The organism is Paenibacillus massiliensis subsp. panacisoli DSM 21345 (assembly GCF_000426545.1).
GTDB classification, from domain to species: Bacteria; Bacillota; Bacilli; order Paenibacillales; family Paenibacillaceae; genus Paenibacillus; species Paenibacillus panacisoli.
The window spans coordinates 293,563-319,535 of record NZ_AUFO01000001.1 but is presented as its reverse complement, the minus strand read 5'-3'; the positions used below and the strand labels follow the sequence as shown (position 1 = coordinate 319,535).

Sequence of the window (25,973 nt, the reverse complement as noted above, 5' to 3'; positions counted from 1 at the left end):
TCTGAAATTAGGTTTAGTGATCGACAGGGCTCCCCGCTTGCAGCGGTTCTATAGATTCGGTTAAGGTGCTAGTAATACAAATAAGCATCCCCATCCAGATCAGGTCAGGCCCAGATCATGGTTGGCGATGCTTATTTGTGTTAGATCACGGTAATTGTACCGAAGCACATGTACATCCCACAATTGTAGTTGTAGGTGCCTGGCTGCAAATCCTCCACCGTGAAATAGTTGTCCTTGCCCTCCAGGTAGAGCAGCATCGACATATCCGGGGAGGTAACATCTGTAATGCAGGTTGATGAGGTCGTTTTCTTGAAATTAATCTTGGTAGGAACACCTGACTCGACTTCAATATGGCGAGGGTAGAAGCCATCTGATTTTACCTCTACGGTCACGATATTGTAATTCTCATGATCTGCATCTGTAAGGGCAGGCTCTACTTGCCTAGCCGACGGGGGGAGGCTATTTCCTTGAAAATACACCAGTGTAATGCCACCCGCAATCAGGGCCACGCAGACAAGTGTCAGGATAGGCCATGTATTGGACAGAAACTTTTTCATATGGAGTACCATACCTTTCATGGTTGTAGTAGTTGAATCTTGAGATCTATCAAAACTCTCTCATATATAAGCATAGACAATTTATATCATATTTAAAATGACTCGTTAGGGCTAGTCCTGCTTCTTATAGAACTCTTTTTTGCAGCATAATGCGAAGGAAAAATTATCTGCACCGTTATCGTCAATAATATACCGCTCACTACTGACGACTGAAGCCGCTCCATAGTGGATTATTTTCAGCTCATACAACGCTCCGATCGTAACCGGCACATGAAATCGATTCTCTATAATTCTGACATGGGTGGCCTCTTCTTCCTCGCTGCTTAACGCAATCCACTGCTCTTGCTGATTCATATCTGTTCCCCCTTAAGATGCCGCGCACTTGCATAGTCCCAAATCTCGCATCAGAATGCCTCCATTTTATCCAGCACAACGTTCAGCAATTCATGAATCTTGTCGCGCAGCTCCTGCAATTCACCGTAATCACAATCATCCATCGTCAAATAAAGGTACAGCTCATTAAACCGCTCAATATTAAAATCTCGCATCCTGCCCATCTCCCCACTCCATAAGTCAGTCACATAAAATGCATAGCGAATCGATTGAAACGAATGTCGATATTCTCGCAATGTCGATAATAGATGTCCTCAGGATCATCACAATGAAGCCGCGCAAGCTTGGCCGGACTTATATATTCCTGGAAAAGCCGTTCCAGTGCAGGCACTCGATCCACCGTATATGCCTTCACGAACTCCTCGCAGGATGCATATCGGGTGAATCGGATCTTCTGTTGCCGATAATGAATGAGATACCGATGAATCTGATCCTCGCTTGCCCCGATGCAATCCATCAGCAACTGTTCGATCTCATGCTCAGTCGTGAACAGAAACTTCACAGTAGCTATCAACTCCAACGATTTATTGTCAATACCCAGTAATTGAATTACGTTCTCCATACTTCCTAGCCCCCTGACTAACCTTGCGGCACAAACGAATAAGCAGCTCTAATTTGAGAGGATATCCAGTCAAAAGACTGTCCCTTCGTCGACATGCCAGAAGCAAAGCTATATGTTAAATATATAATGTCAAAACAAAAAAACAGGAACGTTTGTTCCTGTTAATCATAACAGAATCTCCCTCGCCAACCGCCGATGTTTCGGTAGATAAAAGACTAACTTTCAGCTTGTCTCTTCCGCACACAAAAAAAAGAGAATAAAGCCTATGCTTTATCCTCTCAGGTTCAACGAATAAATCTGGTTCAACGTATCATGATTGAGAAAATCAATCTTGAAGCGGTTCAGGTTGTAGCCGGCAGCTGTGATACCAGTATTGTAATGGTCGCAGATCAGCTTATATTCAACATCTCCCAATTGTCCCTTCTCCGCATACAGATCTCTGGCCATCTTGAGCATGCCGCTATTACGAATATTAGTGGGAGTAAGCCCCTTCCGGCCGTAATACTCGGCCAACGTTGCAATTCTACGGTTAATCAGGGCAGGATGTGCTGGAGCATTGGCATCCCTAGTTCGTACATTCCTGGCGGGCCGTACCACATAACTGTTCGTGACAAGTTCGTTATAGTCCTTCTTGATCGAGGGGCTGACGAATCCATTGTTCTTCTTGTATTCCTTCTCCTGGTTGGCTATACGAATGATGTCATACAGTTGCTGTGAGATTGGAATGGTCCGCTGCCGGCTTACACCCTTGTCGTCTTCATGCAGCAGCACAGTAAGTGTGTCCCCATGGACATCCTGTACTTGCAGATTAAGTAACTCACTATACTCCCGACCATAGACTCCCTCGAATAACGCCTGAACCACAATTTTATCCTGAAAATTAATGGCCCCATCTACCATATCATTCAATTCTTCTTCCGAAAATATGGTCTGCACACGGGTATCTACAAAAGTGCGATAAAAATCAACAGATTGCACCTCATCAAAGGGGTTGCCCGAATCCTGCCTTAATCCCTGAATGATTGCCCACTTTATGTATAATTCAACGATCCCCGCAGCTTGCTTCACCGGATTTACCTTCTTTGATTGAAGCAATGTCAGGAACTGCTTAATGTGCTCCAGCTTGAAATCATAAAGATCCATGCCCAGCGCTTCTTCGAGTGGGGCTACACGCTTGAAAATACGCATAATCTCCTTCGAATTATCCATATTCTTTACGAAACTCTGCTTCATTTCCTCGTTGTACAAGGGATGATCATATATCTTGTTCACGGCCTATGCCCCTTCCATTTTGAGTCGCATTCGCAGAAGGTGTACACGCATCAGGTAATCTTCCCCTCTCCGCTCTATACTGTGGATATCATAAAGCTTTGACTGAATTTCGTCAATAACATAAAAATAGTGTTGAAAGTTTGATAGGTCTATATTACTATGTATGCAAGCTCGATCCTATCATTTGTGAAGGAAAGGAGGTATTAACGTAAAAATATGAAACATAAAAATACTGGTTTTTCTATACTTACTGAGCAAGACCTGTACTACGACGGAATCGATCATTATTACGACGAACGCTTAGTGTCACCTTGTATGTTAGCTGGTACTGAGGATTGCACCCAGTATATTCTCAAGGCCACAGCCAAAGAAACGATTGTCAACAAGCTGGCAGAACCAGCCTCATAATGCTGAAACGGAGGGATTGTTATTCTTTTGAGCAAGCAAGTACATATTTTTAGTGTAGATACCAGCGCCTTCTATAATGAATCGGAATTACGAATACATAGTAAGCAGTTACGTAACTTCAGATTTCGTATGAAGCTCAAGGAGCTAAGAGATCGACCAACGACAGATGACCATACCAGATCCAAGGCAGTAGAGTATCTTACAAGAACTAATAAGCGACTAGAGAAATATAAAAAAGAACTTGTTGAGCAATTCAAGCAGAACGATCAGGTCAGAGTCATTCGTCCAACTGAAGTGGATGAGCAGAATCTGAGAAATATAATATCCATCTTCGAGTCTGTCCTGACAAGAACACTAGAGATGGAAGTGGATGCTCTTTCCCGAGATATCATTGTGGTTCAGACCTATTACTTCGATATCTTGCAGGATATTATCAGGCGTGGCTTCTGGTATCAGGATGAGCGTTATGTATGCTTTACGGCTTCAGCAGGTCAGATTCGAGAGAAAAAGACCATCTTCATTCGTGAGGCTACCTTGGAACAATACAGAAACTCCCTGATGTGCGGCTTGACAAGTGAGCACATTAATCAGCTAGGCGGTATCAACATTAACAAATATCTTGCTTACTTGGCTTTGTGCAATAGTGCCACAGAAGAATGGCAAGCCTTTGACATTCGAAAGTGTATTGTTGTGGACGATATGTCTACAACCATCCGCACCATGGTGGATTACATTTCAGATGATACCTACTCCATTAATAGGCAAATGATGGACGTGCCGATTGAGCACACCGATGGCTGCGGAATGATCCTGCCCCGCAAAAGCTCAAAAGCCATGATGATCCGACTGCCGTGGGTCAAAGGCTTGCTCATGCCGTTTCCATTCGATAAATTCATTCGTGAACAGAACAAGAAGGCCGGTCATAGCAAATATGGCTTAATCAAGGATATCTATGGGGTCGAGCATGATATTCTGAAGGAAAATATCGAAGTCATTTTCACCAAGAGTCAGTTCAAGATGTGGAAGTACTACTCCTCCTGGGAAGAGTATATCAGCCATTACCTTACCCATAACTGCCAAGCAGGCATATGTAATCTGGAGGAAGATGCTATAGGTCAAGCCAAGCTTAATTATCAGATGCTACAAACCTTGACCGACATCACGGATGCTGAGCTCAAGGCCCTGAGCAGCAAGACAGCCACGGATATCCATAACATTGGTACTGACAAAGCTACGATGCTGAAAATTATGGGTGTAGTGCCGCATAACCGCCACAAGAATCCTTTTCAGCAGGCGCTCGAATATTATCCCGATCTTCTGAATGATGCCTACAGCAAAGAGACGATCAAACAAGTGAAAAAGAGTCTGGTCAGGCAAGCACGCTCGGGCAAGCTTGATGTGGACGGTAAGTACACTTTCATCAGCCCCGATCTCTATGCCTTTTGTGAGCATCTATTCCTTGGAGAGCAGAACCCACTTGGGCTGCTGGCAGACGGAGAGGTCAGTTGCAACCTGTATCCAGACACCACTGAATTGGACTGTCTACGAAGTCCACATCTATATCGAGAGCATGCCGTCAGGAGGAATCTTGTATCACCAGAGCTAAAACGGTGGTTCATCACCAAAAGCCTCTATACCAGTGTTCATGACCCCATCAGCAAGCTGCTGATGTTCGATAATGATGGTGATAAAGCACTTGTCTGTGCCGATCCTACATTAGTCACCGCTGCCAAACGCAATATGGTAGATATCTATCCGCTGTATTATCCAATGGCAAAGGCCGATGCCGAGCCCATTCATAGTGACAGCATTTTTGCAGGACTCAAGGCGGCGTACACTGGGGGTAATATTGGAACTATAAGCAACAATATCACCAAGCTTTGGAATAGTGATCCTGTGAATCTGGATATCATCAAAATCCTATGTATGGAGAATAATTTCACCATTGATTATGCCAAAACATTATACAAGCCCCAGCGTCCGGAACATATGGAGCAGCAAATTCTGAGTCACACCAAGCAAAAAGCTCCTGCTTTCTTCATTTATGCCAAGGATAAGGAATCAGGGAAGGTAGAGGCAGCCAACAACAGTGTGATGAATCGGCTGTTCCAGATGATACCCAATCCGCGAATCAGCTTCCGGCAAGCAGGTATCGGACAATTCGACTACACCTTATTAATGAGATCCAAATGCGGAGTGGTATTAGATGAAGCAATTATTCACACCTATCAGATGCTAGATCAGAACAAGAAGCTGCTGCTTGCAAATCCAAATGAAGCTGAGGCAACAACCCATCCCTTGTTGTACCAAAGAATTAGAGGAATGATCTTGGATACTACTAGTCACAGTCCCTACGAAGTCACAGACATGCTGGTGGAGTATTTATATAAACATAAAAATAGTAAATACAAGAATACACTATGGTCTGCCTTTGGAGATATCCTGCTAGAGAATCTACTACGCAATCTGAATAAAATCCATTGTTGTGAGAGTTGTCATACAGAGTTTGTGGTCACAAGGCAGCGTCAGGTCTACTGCGAGCCTTGTCATGACCATATTCGCAAGGAGAAAGAGCGTGATAAAAAAAGAAAACAGCGTAATCAAAAACGGTCCCCACGAGTTGAAAAGATGTCCTTGTAGCGTTGCTGCCGCTTAGAACAAGGATTTTCACTATTTTTATTCAATTAACCAAAACGTCTTTAAGGGAGGAAATGGTCGCACAGCCCTCTCCCTCCTCTTGTCCCATGATACAAGCAATCACTGGATGACCCTTTTAGCCGGCAAAAGGGTCATCTGTGTTTACATAGATACCTTCGATGGAGCTTGCAGAGTATTACTGCCTTGCCCCATCAAAGAGGTGCCTACATATCAGTGGGACCATAATATGCGTTTCTCGGGCAATCCTGATATCCAATATAACGGACCCATCAGGTAACTGCGTATCACACGAAAAAGGAGCGTGAATATGGACACTATGTCTATGCAAGGGCAGGTGCTGGAACGATGACATTGCTTCAAGGTCTGGAACATGCTCGCGGCCAAATCATGAGTACATTGATCCGCTCTGAGGCATTGCGTGCTGCACTGGCCTATCCAGAAGCAAACATTGCAGAAGCCAAAGTAGCAGTAACAACAGAATTGACCACGATAGATCCGGAGCTTGCGGCGGGGTTGCTCAACAAGTATATCTTTCCGTACCATTTCACACCAAGCTCCGATGATCCACCGCGTAGCTACCTTACCTTTTCTTTCCGGGAATTCAAGCCCTGGAAGAATTCTCATCTTACTGGATTGCTTCATTTTAAAGCTCACGTACATAAAAACCTTATCTTTACAAAGCATTACCAACTGCGCTCAGACCATATCGCAAATATTCTGCAGGAGATACTCCAACATAATCAGGAGCTCGGGCTTGGGAAGCTGGAATTTCTGAAGATGAATGAAATGACTGTGCAGCCTGACTACTCTACCTTGTCGCTACAATATCAATTTTGGAGCCTCCGAGCACCTCTATGAAAGCAGAACAGATAAAGCCAGATCGACTGCAGCTATTCCTAGGTCTTCCCTTCCTTGTAAAAGAAGCTGTACCACTGCACTCACCTAGCATCGAGGAGGTCGGTAGCCTTGGATACATGCAGTACTCTATTTACCTGATGCTGTGCAGCTTTCGTAAACAGGATATTTTGCAGCGGTTATATGGTATCTCCTTAGAGGAATTACACACGATTGCTGACATGGACGACTATGAGGTGCTGACGGATCACCCGGCCGTAATACGCGATATTGCTGAGGCGCTCTCCTTTTTCACCAGGCAGCAGGTGAGCTTTCATTCAGAGACTGCCTCGTTTAGAGTCCATGAGCATGTATTGGTGGATGCAGAAAATTATCAAGCTATCGCCAAAGTCATCGCTTGCCTTAATGGAATCAAAGATACCACTGAGCAAGCTAAATCCTTTCCCTCAGAGCGTGCCCGCCGTATGTATGAGCAGATGATGGCTTTTGAAGAAGCTATTCACAGTAAAGACGAAAGTGGTCTGGAGTTGAAAGACGTTCTGTCCATTCTCTGCTGTGCCGGAGATAATGGTCTGAATATCTTCAATATTGGCCGTCTCACCGTATATCAGGTATTTGAGCAATTCGAGCGCATGAGTATCAAAGATCGGTTCAAACGGCTATTGCCAGTATGGGCCAACGGTTATCTTGACGAGAAGACCGAATTCGAATGGATTAAAGAAACCGAGTTATAAGAAAACAACAACTATAACAGTGAACAACTAGGAGGATTTTATTTATGCTTAATCTTGACCGCTACGGTTCCCGCAACAACCTTAACCTGCAAATTTTCGACTTCACGACGAATAAGCCTATTATGACTTTTGACTATGCTACGACTACAACGAACGAATTTGCCGGGGAGACAGTCTATGCCCGCGGTGGTGATGGCAACCCATATCGTATCTCCTGGAACGGTGACAAAACTTCCAAGCTGACGATCGAAACACAAGTCTTCACTTTGCAGCACCTGTCCATGCTCGCCGGAGAGCCGATTGTAAAAGGTGAACATGCTATCTATCGCTCTCAGGTCGTAACTGTCGCAGACGGCGGCAGCGGTACAAAGACGGTTACTCTCTCTAAGGCACCCATTGGCGGCACAAGTGCGGTGGCTGTGTATAGCTATGTGAATGGTGTAATTGCAGAACCGCAGACTATCGAATCTGTTCAAGATACTGTGGTGACTTTAGCCCCCACTTCTACTGTTAAGGTTGGTGAGGAGGTAGAGGTATACTTCCAATTCAATGCACCGGATACGGCCAAACTGTCTTACACGGCAAAAGGCTTTCCGAAATACGCTAAAATTGTTGGTGACACGATCTATGCTACTGAAAAAGGCGGCAGCGTAGTCTCTTCCCAGCAAGTATTCCACAAAGTAAAGCTACAGCCTAACTTCACCGTCACCTACTCCCCAACTGGTGATCCAGCTTCACTAAGTTTGACCTTCGATCTCTTCCCAGTTAGCATTGACGGGGCCGAAGTCATGAAGGACGAAATCCTGTACGAGGATTAATATCCTTAAATAGCATTAAGCGTCCACATGTCTGACACGCAGCTCTAGGCAAATGCCTCCAAGTCAGCCTTAATAGGCACGGCTTGGAGGCATTTATAGTTTACAGCGCTATAGTTGGCCACGCCAGCTAGTGTCCACGCAGCATTACTATAATCACGGATATAAAAGGAGGCTTCCCTACTTTGACTAGATTGACAGCAACGGAATTAAATAAACTTGGCTCCGGGCTTGAGGAGAAACAAACGATTCAGGTCCTAGGTAAATATGATGTCACAATCCATACCAGACTGCGCAATACGGGAATTCAGCGAGTGCTCTCAGTGTATCTTGAACTTCTTCAGGGTCTGAAAGCTGCGAATAAGCTGGATGATGAGACGATTGCTGGTACCCTTAACGTACTATATACGTTGATTTTGCGTGAATTCACGGACCTGCCTCTCCCTAAAAAAAATGATCTCCCCCCTCTTCTCCGTGCTACTAGCAATCTGATTGACACAGGCATTATGGAGGAAGTGTTCCAGCACATACCTGATTCCGAACTGATGAAGGTGAAGGATCAGATGAGCAAGGTGCAGAGCAATATGGCTGAAGCATTAGCAGAGATGGCGATCGTTCAAGACTCGCGTCAGAATACGGATCACACGGAAGCTAAGCAGACGCACTAAGGAGGAGCAACGAGGATTCTATGGAGCTATATAAATATGAAGTGGAGAACTTCCTGGGCTATCTGGATACGTTAAAAACGGATCGTGTACAATCCAGGCACAAAGTTCGATTCAAAAAATGGCTTGCTGAACACTATGACCAGCTATTGTCAGACTCGCATGACATCAACATGGACTATGCCCTTCTCGACGAGGACGGCCACCCGCACGAACAAGACGGGCGCATAACATTTCGTAACGATCCTGAACGCTTGCAGGAGCTTAGGAAGCTCTATCACGAGCGAATCGTCATGGATGAGACACCTGAGCGCAAGGATATGCTACTGGCGATCAAGCATGCCGTCATCCACTGTGGTCCAGCTGAATTCGAGGGGATTGCAGCCGATTGGTATGATCGATTCTGCGAGATTGTAGAGGACATATATGCTGATGACATCGCTACAGATCATGCTTCAACTTGCACAACTAATCACGTATCGGCGGAACAGAGCCCCATCGACGGAATGGAGAAGAGATCCTAATGTCTCTTCTTTTTTCTATTTCTTCCGTAAGTGATGCTGCGAGCGTTTTGCATAAATCCAGCTAACTGCTGACACAAGTATAAAAAGGAAGTGACATTAACCATTGCCTACACCACCAAATATGGATGCTCTGTATGAAGAGGCCTTGCGCGAAAATACGCGGCGGAATGAATTTAACAAAGCAAAGTCGGAGCTTTCGGCCTTACTGGATAAGGAAGCATCCAATTACAATTTCCTGATGCGCTCTCTTACAGGCATGTCGAGCCTGCAAAGACGTCTAGACAGTACAGGCTTCTCAGATGATTATAAACAACAAATTGCTAGTATCCAGGCACAGATGGAAGCAGTCAACAAGAAATTTGGCCAAGGCAGCTTGGGCGGAATGGTCATCGGCAAGCTCGCTCCCCTGATCATACCTGCCCTAGCAGATATGACCCGTATTACGATCGAGCTTGACACCCAAATGAATGAGCTCAAGCGTGTGCTGGGTGAGTTCACCAATGTAGATCAGATTTTGCAGAACAGCGCCAAGACCGCTGCAGAGGTCGGAAGATCCATGAAGGAAGTGAACCAGACAATCCTGGAATTCAGCCGCATGGGCTTCGATGAGAGTCAGGTGAACAACCTGGCCCGTACCGCCTTGATCATGCAGAATATATCGGATATGTCTCCCCAGCAGACAATTGAAGCCGTCTCTACGGCAGTAACCAAGCTAGGCACGGATTCGTCCAGCAGTCTTAGTGTAGCAGATCAATTATTAGAGGTAGACAGGTTCAGCCTCCTCATACAGTAATGTATGCAGTTCAATTCGGCCATATCAGAGGAAGCCTAGAGGTAGGTAATTCTGAGGAAAGACATGCTTGCTGCTCCTAGCGAATGAATACGCCTTAGGGAATCGCGGCACATGAATCCGCAACGACTACACGCCGAAGCCCTGCTCCGCAGGGACAAGATATAGTCTGAACTGCACCGATAACCTGACGCAGAAAGTGCAGAGGAAGGGTCAAGTGTCAAGACACTTTCAAGAAGCACCCTTCCCGCTGTATCGTCATTGATACAGTCCGTAGGATGTGACAGCCATCCGAAAGTAACAGCCTGTAACCGAAACTTTGCTGTCACGACCAGCGATCTCACAGCCAGTATGTCATCCGCTGGCAGTACGGCCCAAACCTACGGTGGGGATCATTCCCTTGCCGCCTAATCGAGTGATCGGTTAGTGAACAGTCAGCCATATCGGGAAACGTCTGGGGACAGGTCATCCCGAGGAAAGAGCTAGAATTGAGTGAACTCATAATTGCCTACATACATAATAATCATCGGCATACAGAGGGTTGAACTGCGCATCAGATGTGCGGCCTCTACTCTCTCACCTTTTCAGCAATCCGTAACGACTACGCGGTGGATCTGGTGACAGATGCATCCTACGCTGACTATCTTGGTACTCGCTCTATGAGCGTCTGTACGAAGATAAAGATAGAGTCTGGTCTGCATCTATAATCCCCTTGCCCTTACCTGGCAAGCTACGAAAATGCAGAGGTAAGCAGAAATGACTTACCCCCTTGAACGTATTCAAGGAGTAACAACAACGGTATCCATGGAACAGCTATTGGGCCATACTACAGCACTGGCAACAGCTACACAGGAAAGCGGCTCAGTGGTCGGTAAGCTTGTTGCCGCCTAGCCAAGCGATTGGCCAGTGAACACCTTGCTATATCGGTGGAAGCGTTGAGGAACGTAATACCGAGGGAAGATAGCAGTTATTGCTATCCCCGTAACGACTACACGCAAGGCATCTGCCAGATGGGAGAACTCCAGAACTACAGGTACAGCTCATCCGACAGATGAAGATATAGTCTGAACTACGCTATAACCGAATGACATGAAGGCGTAGAGAGACGGTCAAGTGTCAAGACACTTTTGAGAAGCACCGTCTCCGCTATACTCTCACCGTATAGTCAGTAAGGCATGATGGCCTGAAAGTAACAGCGTGGACGCACTGAGTACAATTTATACACGTATAACCTCTCTTAGTACTTCCGAAGAAATACTGCGCAGTGTAGGAGTATCCATGAATAACGCGCAAGGCGAGGCCCGCAGCGTGACAGCTATTCTAGACGATCTAGCTGGTAAGTGGAATACACTCACCAAGGAACAGCAGCAGTTCACAGCAGAACAATTCGCTGGTTATGGGAAAGGTGATCAATTCATTGCATTAATGCAAGAATACGGGACCTCCCTCAGAGCGACCGAGACTGCAATGAATTCACAAGGCGCTGCCGCTCTTGAAAATGATAAATATATGGGCTCCCTGCAAGGTCGCATTGATCGCCTGAAGGCTTCGTGGGATGGACTTGCTTCCGCTGCCGGGAATGCTGTGTTGTCTGATTCCGTTATTGTATTGACCAGCAGCATCACCAGCCTCTTGACCGCACTAACCAAGGTTGTAGATACGATTGGTCTACTGCCATTGCTGCTTGGGGCTGGTGGCTTTGCTTTTGTCAGTTTCAACGGTACTATACGCAATGCAATAATACAGGCTACTACAATGAACGGAGTGTTAGCAGGACTGCGAGGCGGTATCGCTGCACTTGGTGTGTCTATAAAGGGCATGCTAGCCTCAACTGGCATTGGTCTTCTTCTTGTTGGGATCGGCATGATTGCAGAAGGACTCATTCATGCGTTTGCTAAGGCCAATGAGCAACAAAAGCAATTCTTTGACCAGTTAAAAACGAATGTGACCGATAACGAGCTCAAAGTCCAGCAGTTAGAGAATCTCAATGCGGAGTACAACAGTGGCAAGAAGTCGCAAGAAGAGATGCTGGGAATCAGGAAGCAAATGTCGGATATTATGCCTGATATTATTTCGCATTATGACGATGAAGGGAATGCAATTTATAAAAACAAAGAGCAAATCGACGCCCTAATTCAGTCAAAAAAAGAAGCTTTACTGCTGGACAAAAAGAAGCTAATCTCGGCTGCTCCCGAATCCTTAAAGGAAAACGCAGAAGCTATTAGTTCTAGCCGAGAAAAAATACAACAAAATTCCAAAGACGTTGCAACCTTAAATGAACGAAAGCCCGTGTTCGAATTCGCGCACAAGTATGCCTCAGAGAATGGTCTTTACGAAGCCAATAAAAATCCAATAGAATACAAAAAAAAACTACAGGATTTGTCGGATGAGATCAACAGAACATTCGGGAATATTGGCGGAACTGATGCAAACACACTAGAGGCTTACTTATGGAATAATAATACCTTTGACACTTATGTAGCCAGTATTGAAGATACTTTCCGCAAGGCTAATAACACGATAGATACCGAGAAGAACAACTTACAGTCAAATATGAAGGGCTTCTATGACATTTTTAAAGACATGAATGAGGTCGCTCTTGCTGATCTAGACAATGTCGATAAAAATACCTCGTTGTTTCTTGAACATTACTCCAAAATCTTTGGTGAGAATCAGAACATTGATGCAAACAACTATAAAGATGTCCTGAATGAGTACGATCAACAGATTCAAAAGATTACCGAAGAGCTCCAGAAAAAAAAGATTAATTTAGAAGAAATTATTGACACTGGCGACTTCGGGAAACTAACTCGAGCCCTAAAAGATGCTGGAATTACTGCTAATCTAACGAGAGACGTAATGGAATCATTCATCAGCTCATTAAGAGGTGCAGGTAGTGGATCTGAGCTGTTTGCAACCGAGATTAATGAAGGATTTGAAAAATATTCTGATAGAAAAAAGAATATTGATTTGTTGAACGAAGCCCAGCGAGAATTAGAGAGCAATAATTCTTTGTCTGTAGGTACTATCCAAAAGCTGAATAACACCTATGGAGATTTTATTAGTACGACTAAACTAACAAAAGAAGGCATCCTCCAGTACGTTAATACTCACAAAAATAGTATTAAAGATGTACAAGCCAAAGATTTAGAGTATACGCGCGATACGATTAAGCAGGCCAGAGATCGTATAGAGGCGCTCGAAAGCGAGATACGCGCACGGGCAAACATTCCTGTACGTATTAGTGAATTGTCTAGGCAACTTGAACAAGGGAACATATCAGAGGAGACAGCAGATAAACTGGCTGCCAACTATTACAAAAAACAAGATGATACGGGGGCAAATCCTTACAAAGAACTTAGGAAAGAAAAAGAAAAATTAAATAATGCGCTGGCTGAAGCTAACCTTCAACAAACCATGTCCGACAGTCTTTTCTCAACCTCCGAAAAAGCTACCAAACAGCAAGAAAACCAAAGAAAAGCAACTGAGAAAGCTAATGCAGCTTTAGAGAAGCAGCAGAATCTGCTACAAAACATCAAAAACGAGCTTGCTATCCTGCAAAATGAAAGAAATCGGATTAAGCCCGGCTCTAGCAAATATCGTGAATCTCTGGAGCAGGAAAACAAGCTGATTATGCAGCAAATCGATCTGCTGAAGAAGAGCAAGGATACTACTGCAACAAATGATACCATTCCAACGCCAAGTGCTGCCTCAAGCCAGGGAACTACATCTTCTTCACAGGTAACAGGAAAATACGCTAATCTCATTAACAAGCATGCTGCCGCAAACGGAATTGATCCGAAGCTGATTCAAGCCATTATTCAGGCAGAGAGCAGCTTCAATCCAAATGCCACCTCATCGGCTGGAGCTCAAGGCTTGATGCAGCTCATGCCAGACACAGCAAAACAACTTGGTGTAAGGAATGCCTACGATCCCGAGCAAAACATCAAAGCAGGCACTAAATACTTTGCTGACATGCTCAAAATTTTTAATGGAAATGTCAGAACTGCTTTATACGCCTACAATGCAGGCCCAAACCGTGTAAAACAATGGGATCGCGACGGAAGGCTCGGCAATATTCCTTATTCTGAGACTAAAAAATACGCAAATAATGTACTTAAATATTACGGAGCAAATACAACAACCAGCACTGCCAGTAGTTCAAACAAAGCAACCGACACATCCAGCAATGATTCCACCAAAAACTCCAAACAGCCTGACACCAAGGAAAAAATTGTTACCGATAAAGATGTACAAATCAGTTCATTAATACAGGAGCTTGAGAACAACCGAGCCGGAATCATTCAGGATCTCGTGCGTGAATACCAAGACAAGCTCCAGACAAAAGACGACGAGGCTGCCAAATCTCAGGGAAGACAATCAAGATACAGCCAAGTCTCTGAGGAATGGCGAAAAGAAGAATCCTCTCAAATCAATCTACTAGAAGAGAAGCAGCAACAAGTAGAACAAATGAATAAAGAGCTCCGTCGACTTGTGCAGGAGAAGCAGATCACTAATGGTGAATTTGATAGACAGCTTGCCGAGAATTCCACGCAGTGGTGGGAGTTGGAAAAACAAAAGCAAGATAAATATTATGCGGTCATTGTCAGCAATCTGGATGAGTACCAGAAGAAGATCGACGAAGCCGGTTATGAGCTGGAACTGTCCCGCTCCAGAATGTCGATGCTGGATGAAAATTCATCAGAATACCAGCAGGAGCTGCAAAAGCAAATCGGTCTGCTGAACCAGCAACGAGAGGCTACACTTAAGCAGATTGAGGCTGTCAATCGCCAGTTGGCTAACGAGAAATTAAGCATCGCCCAGAAGGAAGAGCTCTCTCAGCGACTGAATGACTTGACCAAGCAGACGCTGGACTACAGCAACGCGATCTACGCTATCAAGGAGAGCGCGGCTGACAAGATAATCAGCAATTATAAGAAGCTTATCGAGCAGCAGAGAGATTTTGCCCTACAAGCCATCGAGGATCAGACCAAGGCCGAGAACAAGCGCCACGAGCAGCGTCTGAAGAATATTGACGAAGAACATAAAGCTTTCGAGAACTACATACGTAACGAGCTAGAACAGCTTGACCGTAACGCCCAAAGTGAGGATTACGAGAGTGAGCTGAAGAGTAAGATTGACGAACGTCAGAAGCTGCAAGATCGCTTCAATAAGCTCCTGCTTGACACCTCATACGAAGCCAAAATGAAGCGTCAGGATCTTCAAGCTCAAATGGACACTAAGGACGAGGAAATCGCCAAGTTCAAGGAGGATCGTGAGCGTGAACTGCGTAAGCAAGGACTGAACGATCAACTTCAGGATCGACAGGACATTGTGGACCAGATCAAGGACACCGAAAATGATCTGAACAAATCCATCCTGGATAACATTGATAGTGAGAAGACCCAGACCGAGCGCAAATATAAGGACATGCTTGAGGACGAACAACGCTTCTACCAAATCAAGCAGAACCTGATGAGTGAGGATAATGCTGTCGTCAAAGCTCAGATTGAAGCACTCAAAGGAGAATACACTACCTTCTTCTCTTTCTTAAAGGAGCGCGCATTTGAGACAAGCCAGCAATTCCAGAATATGATGAACAGCTTCCGATTGGATGAGAGCCAGCTCGATAATCTCCTGAACCTGGATAGCCAGATTGGCATAGGCTCTGGCAATGGAAGTGGCAGCGGAGCAGGTAACACTTCTGGATCGTCCAAGACTGATGAAGCAGTCAAGGCCGCTGCTTGGCAGGATTATCTGTCCAACAAGCTCCAGGCTGAAACGCTTCGTGAGAAAATGGCCAAGCTGGACAAGAATAGCGACAAGTACAAGCAGTTGGATAAACAATTCCAGGCTTTGTATAACGCCAATGAAGCTCACCGGAAGAAACACGGATTCCCAGACAAATCCTATGACGAGCTCAAAAAGCTTAATCTGTTCTCCGCTGAACAAGGCGGGGTGACAGGGTCGGGTTCGTCTTGGCAGCAAGGCAAATTCGCACTCCTGCACGAGAAGGAAATGGTACTGAACAAGGCGGATACAGGAAATATTTTAAATGCAGTCGGGGTAGCCCGCTCTATTATGGACAAGCTCCAGGCACTCACCCCTGCCTCCATCTTCAAGACGGTGAATCAGCAGAGCTCCTCCACCAGCACCGACCAATCTATCGCCATTGATCAGGTTATCATCCAGGCCAATGACAAGGATAGTGGGTCCAAGCTATGGCGTAGCTTCGAGGCAGCACTGAATACGAAAATGAAAAGCAGGCTGGTCTGAGGAGGTTTCCCCTCCTCTCTTCAGCTGTTTTTTGGAAAGGAGATCGATTTGTTAGGAGATATAGATTATTACAAAAAGCCAGTCACACCGCAGCTCTTCCTCTGCAAGCCGGATCGGACGATCATCAGCAAGCTAAGCGAAGCGTACCAAATCTCCAAAGCGACCAAGCTCGCGGGAGTGTACGAATTAACCTTCTCCCTCCCCTACTTCATCGACCAGCATCATCGACTACTGCCGAATCGGCATATTGATATTGTACGGGAGCGATATCTGATCAAGGTCGTAGAAGGCTCACAGACCGAGTGGTTCTTCATTCATACTCTAGATGACGAGGTGCAGGAGGACGCGGATACGAAGGCGGTAAGCTGCTACTCTATCAACCAGCAGTTGGCTGATAAGATGATCAAGGAGTACTCAGAGGAATCCAAGCAAGCGGAGGAAATTGTGCAATTTTTGCTCACGGATACGCTATGGTCTGTGGATTATATCGATGCGGATTTCAAGCTAACCTACCGGGCCTTTGATTTCCCCAACTCCACTGTCCTAGAGTGCCTGGGTGAAGTTGCCGAGACCTACAATGCCATTCTGGAATTCAATTCGGAGCGGCGAACCGTCTCCCTGCGCAAGCCTGAGCTGACGGGCATCAACAAGGGGCTGACCTTCTCCTGGAGCAAGTACCTGAAGTCAATGAACCGCAGCATCCAGACGGACGAAATGGTAACCCGGCTGAAGGCTTTCGGCCAGGACGATCTCGGCATTCAGGATGTGAACCCGACGGGTCAGAACTATATCGAGAACTTTGGCTATTGGATCTACCCTTTCGAACGAGACACACAGCGGCGGGTGCTGCAATCCAGCCACTATATGAGCGATTCCCTCTGTCATGCCCTGCTGGACTATGCTGCCCTGTTGGAATCCAAGAAGGAGCTGTTCCAGACCTATCTCAAGGAACGGCAAGGCTATGAGCATAAGCTTAACGAGCTATCCGTGCAGCTGGATGCTCTTCTGAAGAATGAGTCTGTAATTACGGATACGATGCTGTCACAGCAATTCGATGGCAAAATGTTCTTCGAGAAATACCAGCATAGTGGCAGCTCCAGTCGCAGCTTCAACCTGAATAACGGCTTCCCTTATGCCGCCATGATCAAGGTCGAGGATGTCACTGGAATGACCGTATCCCTGAATGGAGCCAACCAGGGCATCCAGGCTGGAAAATGGGTGCTGCTCGGCAAGGTACGCAACCAGGATACTCTGCAAATCACAGTAAGCGGCGGCAGCTCCAGCGTCTATATGCAGGTATGCACCATTAGTGTCACCGAGTATGAAGAGAACAACAGGACTGCGATCATTGAACGCTATAGTCTGGATAATAAGGAAATGCAGATTACCCAGAAGAAGCTGGAAATGGGAGCCGAGGAACACAAGATTACAGAGGTAAGTGGCCGAATTACCCAACTGCAAAGCCAGACCTCCAAAGCGGTCAACTTCACGGATGCTCAGCTCATTGAGCTGGGTGAGTATATCATTGAGCGCGAATACGTCAACTCCAGTATTATCGATGCAGAGGACCTGCTGAAGGAGGCCGAGGCCAAGTTCAAAGAGCTGCAGACACCGCAGCTCTCCATTGAGCTGGATGTCGTGAACTTCCTCGAGATCGTGGAGGAGCAGTACAACTGGGATAAGCTGGTGCTGGGCGATTTTGTGAATATTAAGTACGAGCCGCTGGGCATCCAGGTTACAGCCCGTATTACAGAGATTAACTACGACTATGAAGGCTCCAGCATCAGCATCGTCGTCTCCAATGCCAAGGATGTCAATGACGAGACGAAGCGGCTGGAGAAATTCCTGAGCGAGGTCAAGAACACCAGCGTTACCGTAGACTCCAACAAGTTCAAATGGGGAAAGGCAGTCTATGACACTTCGGAGATGAGCCAGCTATTCGAGAATTTCTGGAATAAGGTCACGAATGAGGTCAACATGGCGTCCAACGAGTTTGTGGATATTTCCCAAAAAGGGATAACCATTACCGATCCGAACGATCCGCAACGTTTCCTTCGTGCTACCCATGGCGTGCTGGCGCTTACTCGCTCCGGCGGACTACGTTACGAGACCGCCATTTCCGCAGATGGAGTCATCGCCGAACAGGTACTGGGCAAAATCATCCTTGGTCAGCGTGTCGTCATTGGTGATCCTGATGGATTATGGATGACAGAGGGTCCTACAACCACCATTACGGATCGCTGTGGACGTGAGGTGGTCAAGTTGGGACTGACGTCCACCCAGCCTGATCGTTTTGGCGTTATTTTCAACAATTATGCGTCCACGGATTGCGACGACAAGAGCATTGTCAACCATGTCGGGATGGACAGCGCTACTGGCTTTTACATTGATCAGAGGAATGGTAGCAGCTTCGAGAAAAGGCTCTGGACTGATGTTCAGGGAACGCTTCACGCGCAGAATATTCGTGTCAAGGACAGCATTATCGCGGACGGCTCCATGACCATTGGTTCAGGGAGTTCAATTTTCAAGGTAGACAGGGATGGCCTTCGCCTCGGCAGCGAATCCATGCCCAATGCCCCCTTCCGTGTCACTCCCGATGGCATTATGTATGCCAAAGGTGGTGTATTTCAAGATGGCAAGTTGATTGTGGGTAGCGGCAATAGAGTAGTCATTATTGACGATAAAGGGATCACTGTAGGCGGTGAAGACATCGACACCTCCCCTGCTGCTATCTACATTGATGGTAGAGCAAGATTTAAAAATCTACTACTGACCAAGCCTGATGGAACTTTCCTGGCAAGTACAGAGGATGGAAAATTTGATCTATTCGGTTGGGATCTCGTGGGGGTAGGTGCCATTGATGCCGAGCTAATCTCGGCTAAGATTTTCACATCCGTTGAAGGCTATATTAGTGATCTTGTAGCAGGAAGCTTATCTACTTTATCTAATGCAGCATTGGAAGGCCCTTCTAACTATATTCGTATTGAAGGTAAAGAAGCTAAATGGTTAACAGGAACGGTACTGTCACAAGGGCCTCAGAGGACATTGTCAGACGGAAGACTGCTATACTGGCTAAGTGAATCACAGACCGGACAGATGACTGTTGAACCAACGGATTGGCCTGTCTATGAGAACATAATGGAAGAAAAAGAGAAGCTAAAAATAACTTTCGAAGGTGAAGCCGAAACAGCCTTCCCATCAATTGTACTCGGCGAGGGTGATGATCCAGATAACTCACAAGGTACTCGAGGGAAAGGATTCATTAATAAGCCAGCAGGCACAATGGACTTTTTGTACTATGCTCAAAATACTGGTAGAATGAGGAACATTAGTTTGAGTGACACAGGAATATCAATCTTAGTAGACGGGAATGACATTACTCAAACTGCAAGAAATATCTTTTTGCAAACAGAAGGAGCTATTGAGATTGCAACGAGTGGAGGAGCGTCAATTAAGTTAAATGCAAATGGCACAATGGACTTTAAGGCTGTTCGTTTTAATTTTGATAACTAGATTTCTATTTAGCAATAATTACTAACTTTTTCCTTGTTATCCTCCGATAGATGTACTAAGATAATTTAAATTAAGTGAAAATAATAAAATGCTAGGAGGATAAAATGAAAAAAGTAGCTACATTTATTGTTGGAACAGTATTTGGCATTGTATTGACTACTGCAGGAGCAGCAGGTGCAAGTACATACTTGAAAGCAACGCAACTTACAACTAAAGTCTATGTTGATGGACAGGAAGCAAAACTATCAGAGAAACCAATCTCAGTCAACGGAAGAAGTTATCTTCCTGTAAGAGACACTGCAAATGCACTAGGTTACAGTGTGGCTTCTGTAACAGGATCAAAGATTGAGCTTGTTCAAGGTGGAGTCTCAAAAAGTTCTTCCTCTACCAATCAGACTGCAACAACAAAGAGTGAGGATTCACCTACAAAGACAGGAGGAAGCAAAATAGCTAATTTGGAACAGACTTATGCTAAAGGCGATAAATTAGATGCTGAACGTATCGCTGCTGATATTGCCAGCGGGAAACTTGATCTCAATGTCCAAGACTCCAGCAATGGAAAGAGTTTGATGATGCTTGTTATTGAGAGGAATGACTTTGAGACTTATAAAGTTATTCGAAAAAATGCTCTTAAGCCTGACCTCCAAGATTCAGAAGGCAATACTGCCCTTCACTATGCTGCTAAAAACAACGTCATATTTTATGTTGGTGCCCTTATGGATATGAAGGCTAATCCGAACATTAAAAATAATGAGCAAAAACTCCCTATTGATCTGGCAAAAAGAGACATGGAAGTTGTAGTCTATGGAGAATTAAAAGGTTACATGATTAGATATGGAAATTAATTGTTCAACAAGAGTCATCACTAATTGTGATGGCTTTTTTATGTTCTCCAATTTTATGGATTTTCTTAAAACAAAATCAGCTACTAGATCAAAAGAAAAAGGGGGGGAATTTAGTGGAATTTAGATCGTCATTTTTAAGGCATGAACTATTTTCTTCTAAATGGAGCATGGGATGTGCAAACAGATTGGGTAAAATACAACCTTCTTTATGAGGAATACAGAAGATAAAATTATGACATATATGTCCGTATGCCTTAATACAATTAAGCCTATCTGTATAAAAAGAGATAATGAGCTTTTTTATTTTACTTTGGAGGTGAATTATGGGATCAATATCGGTAAACGATTCTACTCTCGCTCCTGTTACTAAGAAAGATTACGTTAAATTCAAAGAAACATATGTAAGTGGTAGAATTTGTACTGGTCGTGATGAAAATGGCCATTGTGACTCGTGGGAAGATGTGTACTCCACTGCATCAGGAAAAGCAGACGTAGTTTTAAATGGATATGTTGTGAGTCCCCGTAGAAATTTTCTTGTGAATGGAGAACCAGTTTCTTTGGTTGGAGATTCTACCATTGAAATATGGACAGCAAATATCCGACCTTCTCACGGTGGAGACATCGATGAAATTGAGCCAGCAGAAAGTGGTTCAGGAACCGGTACAGTTATCTCTGGCAACACGAAGAATGTTTACTATAATGGTGTCCTTATTGCTAATGTTGGTTCTAATGTCAGAACGCATTTGGACAGTACAAGCACAACCATTGGCAATGGAGAAAATCTAGTAAATATGTAGGATGAATTTTTGATTTTTCGTGATTCTCTGTACTTTTCGTATGCAGGAATTAAGTCAACAGAATATGGAATTGATATTGTCAATATGAATAATGGCACTCAAGAAGAAGCTTTTGCAGCCTCTCGGACTATTAATGAAGTGAGTGTGATCGGTAGAGACCTTCTCTATTTTAAAAACATGCATAAATATCCACTGAGTCTTTCTTTGAATTTTACTTTTGTAGATACATGGAAGGAGCTAAAAATAAATGAGGTTACTCGCTGGTTCACTGAGCAGTCATATTTTCAAGAAACATGTTCCACCAATCACATTTTAAGGAACAAGATATGACTTTGAATACTTAGTGTATATCACATAAAGATACTGAAAATTCCACCTCAATTTCCGATAATTATGTTAGGATCTAATTGATACTTAGATAAAAGATCGAATATTGGAGGATGAAATGAAGAAACTAAGTACATTCATTGCTGGTACAGTGTTTGGTATCGTCTTGGCAACAGCGAGTGTAGCAGGGGCAAGTACATACTTAAAAGCAACACAACTCACAATAAAAGTTTATGTTGATGGGAAAGAAGCTAAATTGTCAGAAAAGCCGATTTCGGTAAACGGACGTAGCTACTTGCCTGTTCGTGACACCGCCAATGCACTGGGTTACAGTGTTGCTAGTGCAACAGGATCTAAGATTGAACTTGTTCAAGGTGGAGTGTCTATCAACTCCTCCTCTACCCCATCTACTAGTCAAACTACTACGATAAAGAATGAAACCACATCCACTAAGATAGGTGGAAGCAAAGTAGCTAACTTGGAACAGACTTATGCTAAAGGTGATAAACTGGATGCGGAACGTATTTCAGTAGACATTGCTAGTGGTAAGATTGACCTTAATGTCCAAGACTCTAACAGTGGTAAGAGTTTGTTAATGCTCGTCATTGAGAAAGACGATTTTGAGACTTATAAAGTTATTCGAAGAAATGCTCTAAATCCAAATTTACAGGATAACAATGGGGATGCTGCTTTGCACTATGCAGCGAACTTTAAAAACATATTTTATATTGGTGCTCTGATAGACATGAATGCTGATGCAGCTATAAAGAACAAGAACGGAAAACGACCAATCGATCTTCTGCAAAAAAGTAACTCTGGTTGGCCTGAATTAAGAATTTACATGATTAATACAGGAACAGCCAATTAATGCAACAAATAGTAACTTTTACTAAGTTAACTATTTGTTGCACTCTAATTAAACTTCAATCCTCTGTTTTAAAGCTAATTCTTGAGAAAAAATGATATTTCCACTTATTTGAACAAATGAGCTTACAAGATATGTTTTTTTGCTTGGACGGTCGTTAATCCAAACGCAACAGTTCTTCTTTAAAGAACCCTTAAGCGTTTTTCAACCAATTAAGTACTCCATATTACATTCCGTCAAAATATTAGATAGTGGAGGATAAGATGAAAAAACTAAGTTTATTCATTGCTGGTACAGTGTTTGGTATTGTTTTAGCAACAGCCAGTGTAGCTGGAGCAAGTACATACTTAAAAGCAACACAACTTACAACAAAAGTTTATGTTGATGGGAAAGAAGCTAAATTGTCAGAAAAGCCGATTTCGGTAAATGGACGTAGCTATTTGCCTGTTCGTGATACAGCAAATGCATTGGGTTACAGTGTTGCTTCTGCAACAGGCGCTAAGATTGAACTTGTTCAGGGTGGGGTAACCAGTGCTCCAACTAGTCAGTCTACAACAACAAAAGCCGAGCCAGCTTCAACGACTAAAATAGCAGGAAGCAAGATAGCCAACTTGGAACAAACCTATACCAAAGGAGATAAGCTAGATGCCGCGCAAATTGCTACTGATATTGCTAGTGGTAAGATTGATTTAAATGTTCAGGATTCGAATAACGGCAAAACATTATTGATGCTTGTGATTGAGAAGGATGATTTTGAAACATACAAAGTAATTCGTAAAAATGCGCTAAAGCCCGATTTGCAAGATTCAAATGGTAACACTGCTTTGCACTATGCCATAAAACATAGGCTTGTATTTTATATTGGCGCAATGATAGATATGGATGCAGATGCTTCAATTAAAAACAAAGACGGGAATAAGCCTATTGATCTTTTTCAAAAGGGCGATACTGGATGGCCTGAGATGCGAGCATATATGATTGGAAAAGGAATTGCAGATTAACATAATCGTACCTGTCACTCTAACAAAGAATAGCTTTTTATTTTGAGTAGAATACCAATTTTATTAATATTTTATCTCCAAAAGCCCTCTTTTTGAGCGGCTTTTTTGTATTGAGGTGAATTATGGGTGCCCTATCTATAGATGGTCCAACGTTAATTCCAGTACGAAAACAAAACTATGTGAGATTCAAAGAGACTTATGTAAGTGGTCGCGTGTGTACAGGACGAGACGAGGACGGAAATGTTGGTTCAAATGTCAGAACCCATTTGGACAGCACAAGCACAACTATTGGCGATGGAGAAAATCTAGTTAACATGTAGGATGAATTTTTGAGACGTCCACTCGATAGAGAGCATTTCGGCTTTTTTTATTTCACCCGAAATGGATATTCCAAATAGATTTGAGGTGATGATTATTCAAGCTGCTGCTATAGTCGGATCGGAAATTGCAGAATTTACACTTCGCGATTTTATTCAATGGGTCAGAACCAACAGTGATGGTGATGAAATTGGTGATAAGGAAACGGATGCAGAGATTACAGGCTACGTTTCAAGTGGATCATCAAAATTATATATACAAGGATCACCCGTGGCGCGATTAAATGATATCACATCAGAAAGCGCCCGATCTTTAACCAGACCAGAGGGATCAAGATGGAGGATTGTTAGCAGAACTTCGGGCAATGGTCGTATTACTGGCGGTGTATCTACTTCATTATATGTTGAGGGGCAGCCTGTAGCATTCATCGGCAGCATGGTTACTTCCTTTGCCGACAGCGAAGAAATACCCCTTGTAACAGGCAGCAACCATTTCTATTCTGCAAGATGATATTTGAAAGGAGGTGATATAACTGACAATCCGAGACTCCCTTTTCTTTTCCTATGCAGGAAAAAAATCTGTCGACTTTGGCTTATATAACGTGAACCTTTCTGGAGGCATGCAAGAGGAAGTGCTCGCCCCTACTCGATCTATCGATGAGGTGTCCATTAAAGGAAGAGACAAGCCCTACTTTCAGCAAATAAAAAAAGAACCTCTTGAATTTAGTATTACTGCAGCATTTGACGAGCATTGGGACACGAAGAGAATCAGAGAGGTCGCCAGATGGCTTACTGAGCAGTCCTATTATCAAGAATTGTATTTTACGAACGACTTCGGGAGACAGCCCGAACGAATTTATTATGCGCTGGCAGTGAGTCAACCCAATCTTATTCATAACTGCCTTCAGCAAGGATATATTTCCTTGAATTTCAGATGTGATTCTCCCTACTCTTATTCTCCGGTCTATACATCGAATGAATACCAATGGAACGAAGCGCCGATTACGATCCAGCACAATAATTTTGCTACAGGTCATCATAACCGGACAATTATTGACGGTCAAGGAGATATCATACTGAATCTGGCTAGGACAAGATGGATCGATATCCCCAGAGGCACCACTTGGCTAGATTAATTTATGAAAGGAGCTAGTACATGTCGACAACAACACAAAAGCTAGGATTAATACAGCCCGAACATACTGACGAACAATATCAGACCATAATGGATCTGCAGGTGAATTTCCAAAAACTAGATGACGTGGCCGAAATTCACGCTTCCGCCCCTCCTACTTCCGGGCAACATCATGTTCGAATGAGAATTTGGAATGATAAGCCTACTCCTGGTGGTTTTGTAGGATGGATCTGTACTCGTGCAGGCATCGCTGCTTCTAGATGGAAAGGACTGACCTCCTACACGCTCGGGAATCGAATCACTACGACAGTAGATAATGGACATATCTATGAATGCATCCAGACCGGATATTCAGCAGTACAAGAGCCAACATTTCCTGTATCTTCTGGAGGCGAGGTTCAGGATACTAAAGGTGCAACCACTTGGAGAGCATCAACCAACTACAATCAACAAGATATTGTGTTCCCCTCTATAGATAATGGACGATTCTATGTGTGTACGGTAGCAGGAGAATCAGGAACATTTGAGCCTGCATGGGCTGCCTCCAATGGAATCACGACACCTGATGGTACCGCTGTCTGGTCAAGCTATCGTATTGCAAAGTGGAGAGAAATTGGCATCTCTGCCGAATTTCGCCCATTTGGAAAAATAGAATAGGTGACAC

Annotated in this window: 23 protein-coding genes; 18 read left to right on the top strand and 5 right to left on the bottom strand. The window is 44.1% G+C overall.

What is annotated here, in order from left to right; translation table 11 throughout:
- Positions 1-140: 140 nt before the first annotated feature.
- From K331_RS0101390 to K331_RS0101370, 5 genes are all read right to left on the bottom strand, one after another.
- Positions 141-557 (bottom strand): cupredoxin domain-containing protein, encoded by a 417-nt coding sequence (locus K331_RS0101390; RefSeq protein WP_028588890.1) that lies wholly within the window; start codon positions 555-557, stop codon positions 141-143.
- 111 nt (positions 558-668) lie between these two features.
- A complete protein-coding gene (locus K331_RS0101385) occupies positions 669-911 on the bottom strand; it encodes a hypothetical protein (protein ID WP_028588889.1) in 243 nt (80 codons plus the stop codon).
- A 50-nt stretch (positions 912-961) separates the two neighbouring features.
- On the bottom strand, positions 962-1,105 hold the full coding sequence (locus K331_RS32110) for a hypothetical protein (RefSeq protein ID WP_166653137.1): 144 nt from the start codon (positions 1,103-1,105) through the stop codon (positions 962-964).
- Between the two features lie 29 nt (positions 1,106-1,134).
- On the bottom strand, positions 1,135-1,512 hold the full coding sequence (locus K331_RS0101375) for a hypothetical protein (protein WP_028588888.1): 378 nt from the start codon (positions 1,510-1,512) through the stop codon (positions 1,135-1,137).
- A 270-nt stretch (positions 1,513-1,782) separates the two neighbouring features.
- Positions 1,783-2,784, bottom strand: coding sequence for a tyrosine-type recombinase/integrase (locus K331_RS0101370; protein WP_028588887.1), 1,002 nt, complete (start codon positions 2,782-2,784; stop codon positions 1,783-1,785).
- Positions 2,785-3,219: 435 nt separating this feature from the next.
- Between K331_RS0101370 and K331_RS0101360 the strand changes: the two genes are divergently transcribed.
- The 18 genes from K331_RS0101360 (at position 3,220) to K331_RS0101275 (ending at position 25,966) form a co-directional block, all read left to right on the top strand.
- A complete protein-coding gene (locus tag K331_RS0101360; protein ID WP_028588885.1) occupies positions 3,220-5,832 on the top strand; it encodes an RNA dependent RNA polymerase in 2,613 nt (870 codons plus the stop codon).
- Between the two features lie 363 nt (positions 5,833-6,195).
- Positions 6,196-6,708, top strand: a complete 513-nt coding sequence (locus K331_RS28685; protein ID WP_051289528.1) for a hypothetical protein — start codon at positions 6,196-6,198, stop codon at positions 6,706-6,708.
- Positions 6,705-7,439, top strand: a complete 735-nt coding sequence (locus K331_RS0101350) for a hypothetical protein (protein WP_028588884.1) — start codon at positions 6,705-6,707, stop codon at positions 7,437-7,439. The genes K331_RS28685 and K331_RS0101350 overlap by 4 nt, the downstream gene beginning before the upstream one ends.
- Positions 7,440-7,483: 44 nt before the next feature.
- Positions 7,484-8,257, top strand: coding sequence for a hypothetical protein (locus tag K331_RS0101345; RefSeq protein WP_036633876.1), 774 nt, complete (start codon positions 7,484-7,486; stop codon positions 8,255-8,257).
- A gap of 182 nt (positions 8,258-8,439) precedes the next feature.
- Positions 8,440-8,922 (top strand): hypothetical protein, encoded by a 483-nt coding sequence (locus tag K331_RS0101340; RefSeq protein WP_028588882.1) that lies wholly within the window; start codon positions 8,440-8,442, stop codon positions 8,920-8,922.
- Between the two features lie 20 nt (positions 8,923-8,942).
- Positions 8,943-9,443 (top strand): hypothetical protein, encoded by a 501-nt coding sequence (locus tag K331_RS0101335; RefSeq protein ID WP_028588881.1) that lies wholly within the window; start codon positions 8,943-8,945, stop codon positions 9,441-9,443.
- A gap of 103 nt (positions 9,444-9,546) precedes the next feature.
- A complete protein-coding gene (locus K331_RS0101330) occupies positions 9,547-10,236 on the top strand; it encodes a phage tail tape measure protein (protein WP_156897601.1) in 690 nt (229 codons plus the stop codon).
- A gap of 753 nt (positions 10,237-10,989) precedes the next feature.
- Entirely contained in the window at positions 10,990-11,124 is a 135-nt protein-coding gene (locus K331_RS32920) for a hypothetical protein (RefSeq protein ID WP_264177733.1), read from the top strand.
- Between the two features lie 387 nt (positions 11,125-11,511).
- Positions 11,512-16,509, top strand: coding sequence for a transglycosylase SLT domain-containing protein (locus tag K331_RS30840; protein ID WP_028588879.1), 4,998 nt, complete (start codon positions 11,512-11,514; stop codon positions 16,507-16,509).
- Positions 16,510-16,557: 48 nt separating this feature from the next.
- Positions 16,558-20,022: a phage tail spike protein gene (locus K331_RS0101315; protein WP_028588878.1), complete on the top strand. Its 3,465-nt coding sequence runs from the start codon at positions 16,558-16,560 to the stop codon at positions 20,020-20,022.
- 104 nt (positions 20,023-20,126) lie between these two features.
- Positions 20,127-20,867, top strand: coding sequence for a stalk domain-containing protein (locus K331_RS30835; protein ID WP_028588877.1), 741 nt, complete (start codon positions 20,127-20,129; stop codon positions 20,865-20,867).
- A 323-nt stretch (positions 20,868-21,190) separates the two neighbouring features.
- Complete coding sequence (locus tag K331_RS0101305; RefSeq protein WP_028588876.1) at positions 21,191-21,664, top strand: hypothetical protein; 474 nt, start codon at positions 21,191-21,193, stop codon at positions 21,662-21,664.
- Between the two features lie 9 nt (positions 21,665-21,673).
- On the top strand, positions 21,674-21,994 hold the full coding sequence (locus tag K331_RS28670) for a hypothetical protein (protein ID WP_051289526.1): 321 nt from the start codon (positions 21,674-21,676) through the stop codon (positions 21,992-21,994).
- Between the two features lie 115 nt (positions 21,995-22,109).
- Entirely contained in the window at positions 22,110-22,859 is a 750-nt protein-coding gene (locus K331_RS0101295; RefSeq protein ID WP_028588875.1) for a stalk domain-containing protein, read from the top strand.
- A gap of 260 nt (positions 22,860-23,119) precedes the next feature.
- Positions 23,120-23,857 (top strand): stalk domain-containing protein, encoded by a 738-nt coding sequence (locus K331_RS30830; protein ID WP_028588874.1) that lies wholly within the window; start codon positions 23,120-23,122, stop codon positions 23,855-23,857.
- A 408-nt stretch (positions 23,858-24,265) separates the two neighbouring features.
- Positions 24,266-24,685 (top strand): PAAR domain-containing protein, encoded by a 420-nt coding sequence (locus K331_RS0101285; protein ID WP_156897600.1) that lies wholly within the window; start codon positions 24,266-24,268, stop codon positions 24,683-24,685.
- A 22-nt stretch (positions 24,686-24,707) separates the two neighbouring features.
- Complete coding sequence (locus K331_RS0101280; RefSeq protein ID WP_028588872.1) at positions 24,708-25,310, top strand: phage tail domain-containing protein; 603 nt, start codon at positions 24,708-24,710, stop codon at positions 25,308-25,310.
- A gap of 20 nt (positions 25,311-25,330) precedes the next feature.
- Positions 25,331-25,966 carry a hypothetical protein gene (locus K331_RS0101275; protein WP_028588871.1) on the top strand — a complete coding sequence of 212 codons (636 nt, stop codon included), beginning with the start codon at positions 25,331-25,333 and terminating at the stop codon, positions 25,964-25,966.
- Positions 25,967-25,973 lie beyond the last annotated feature (7 nt).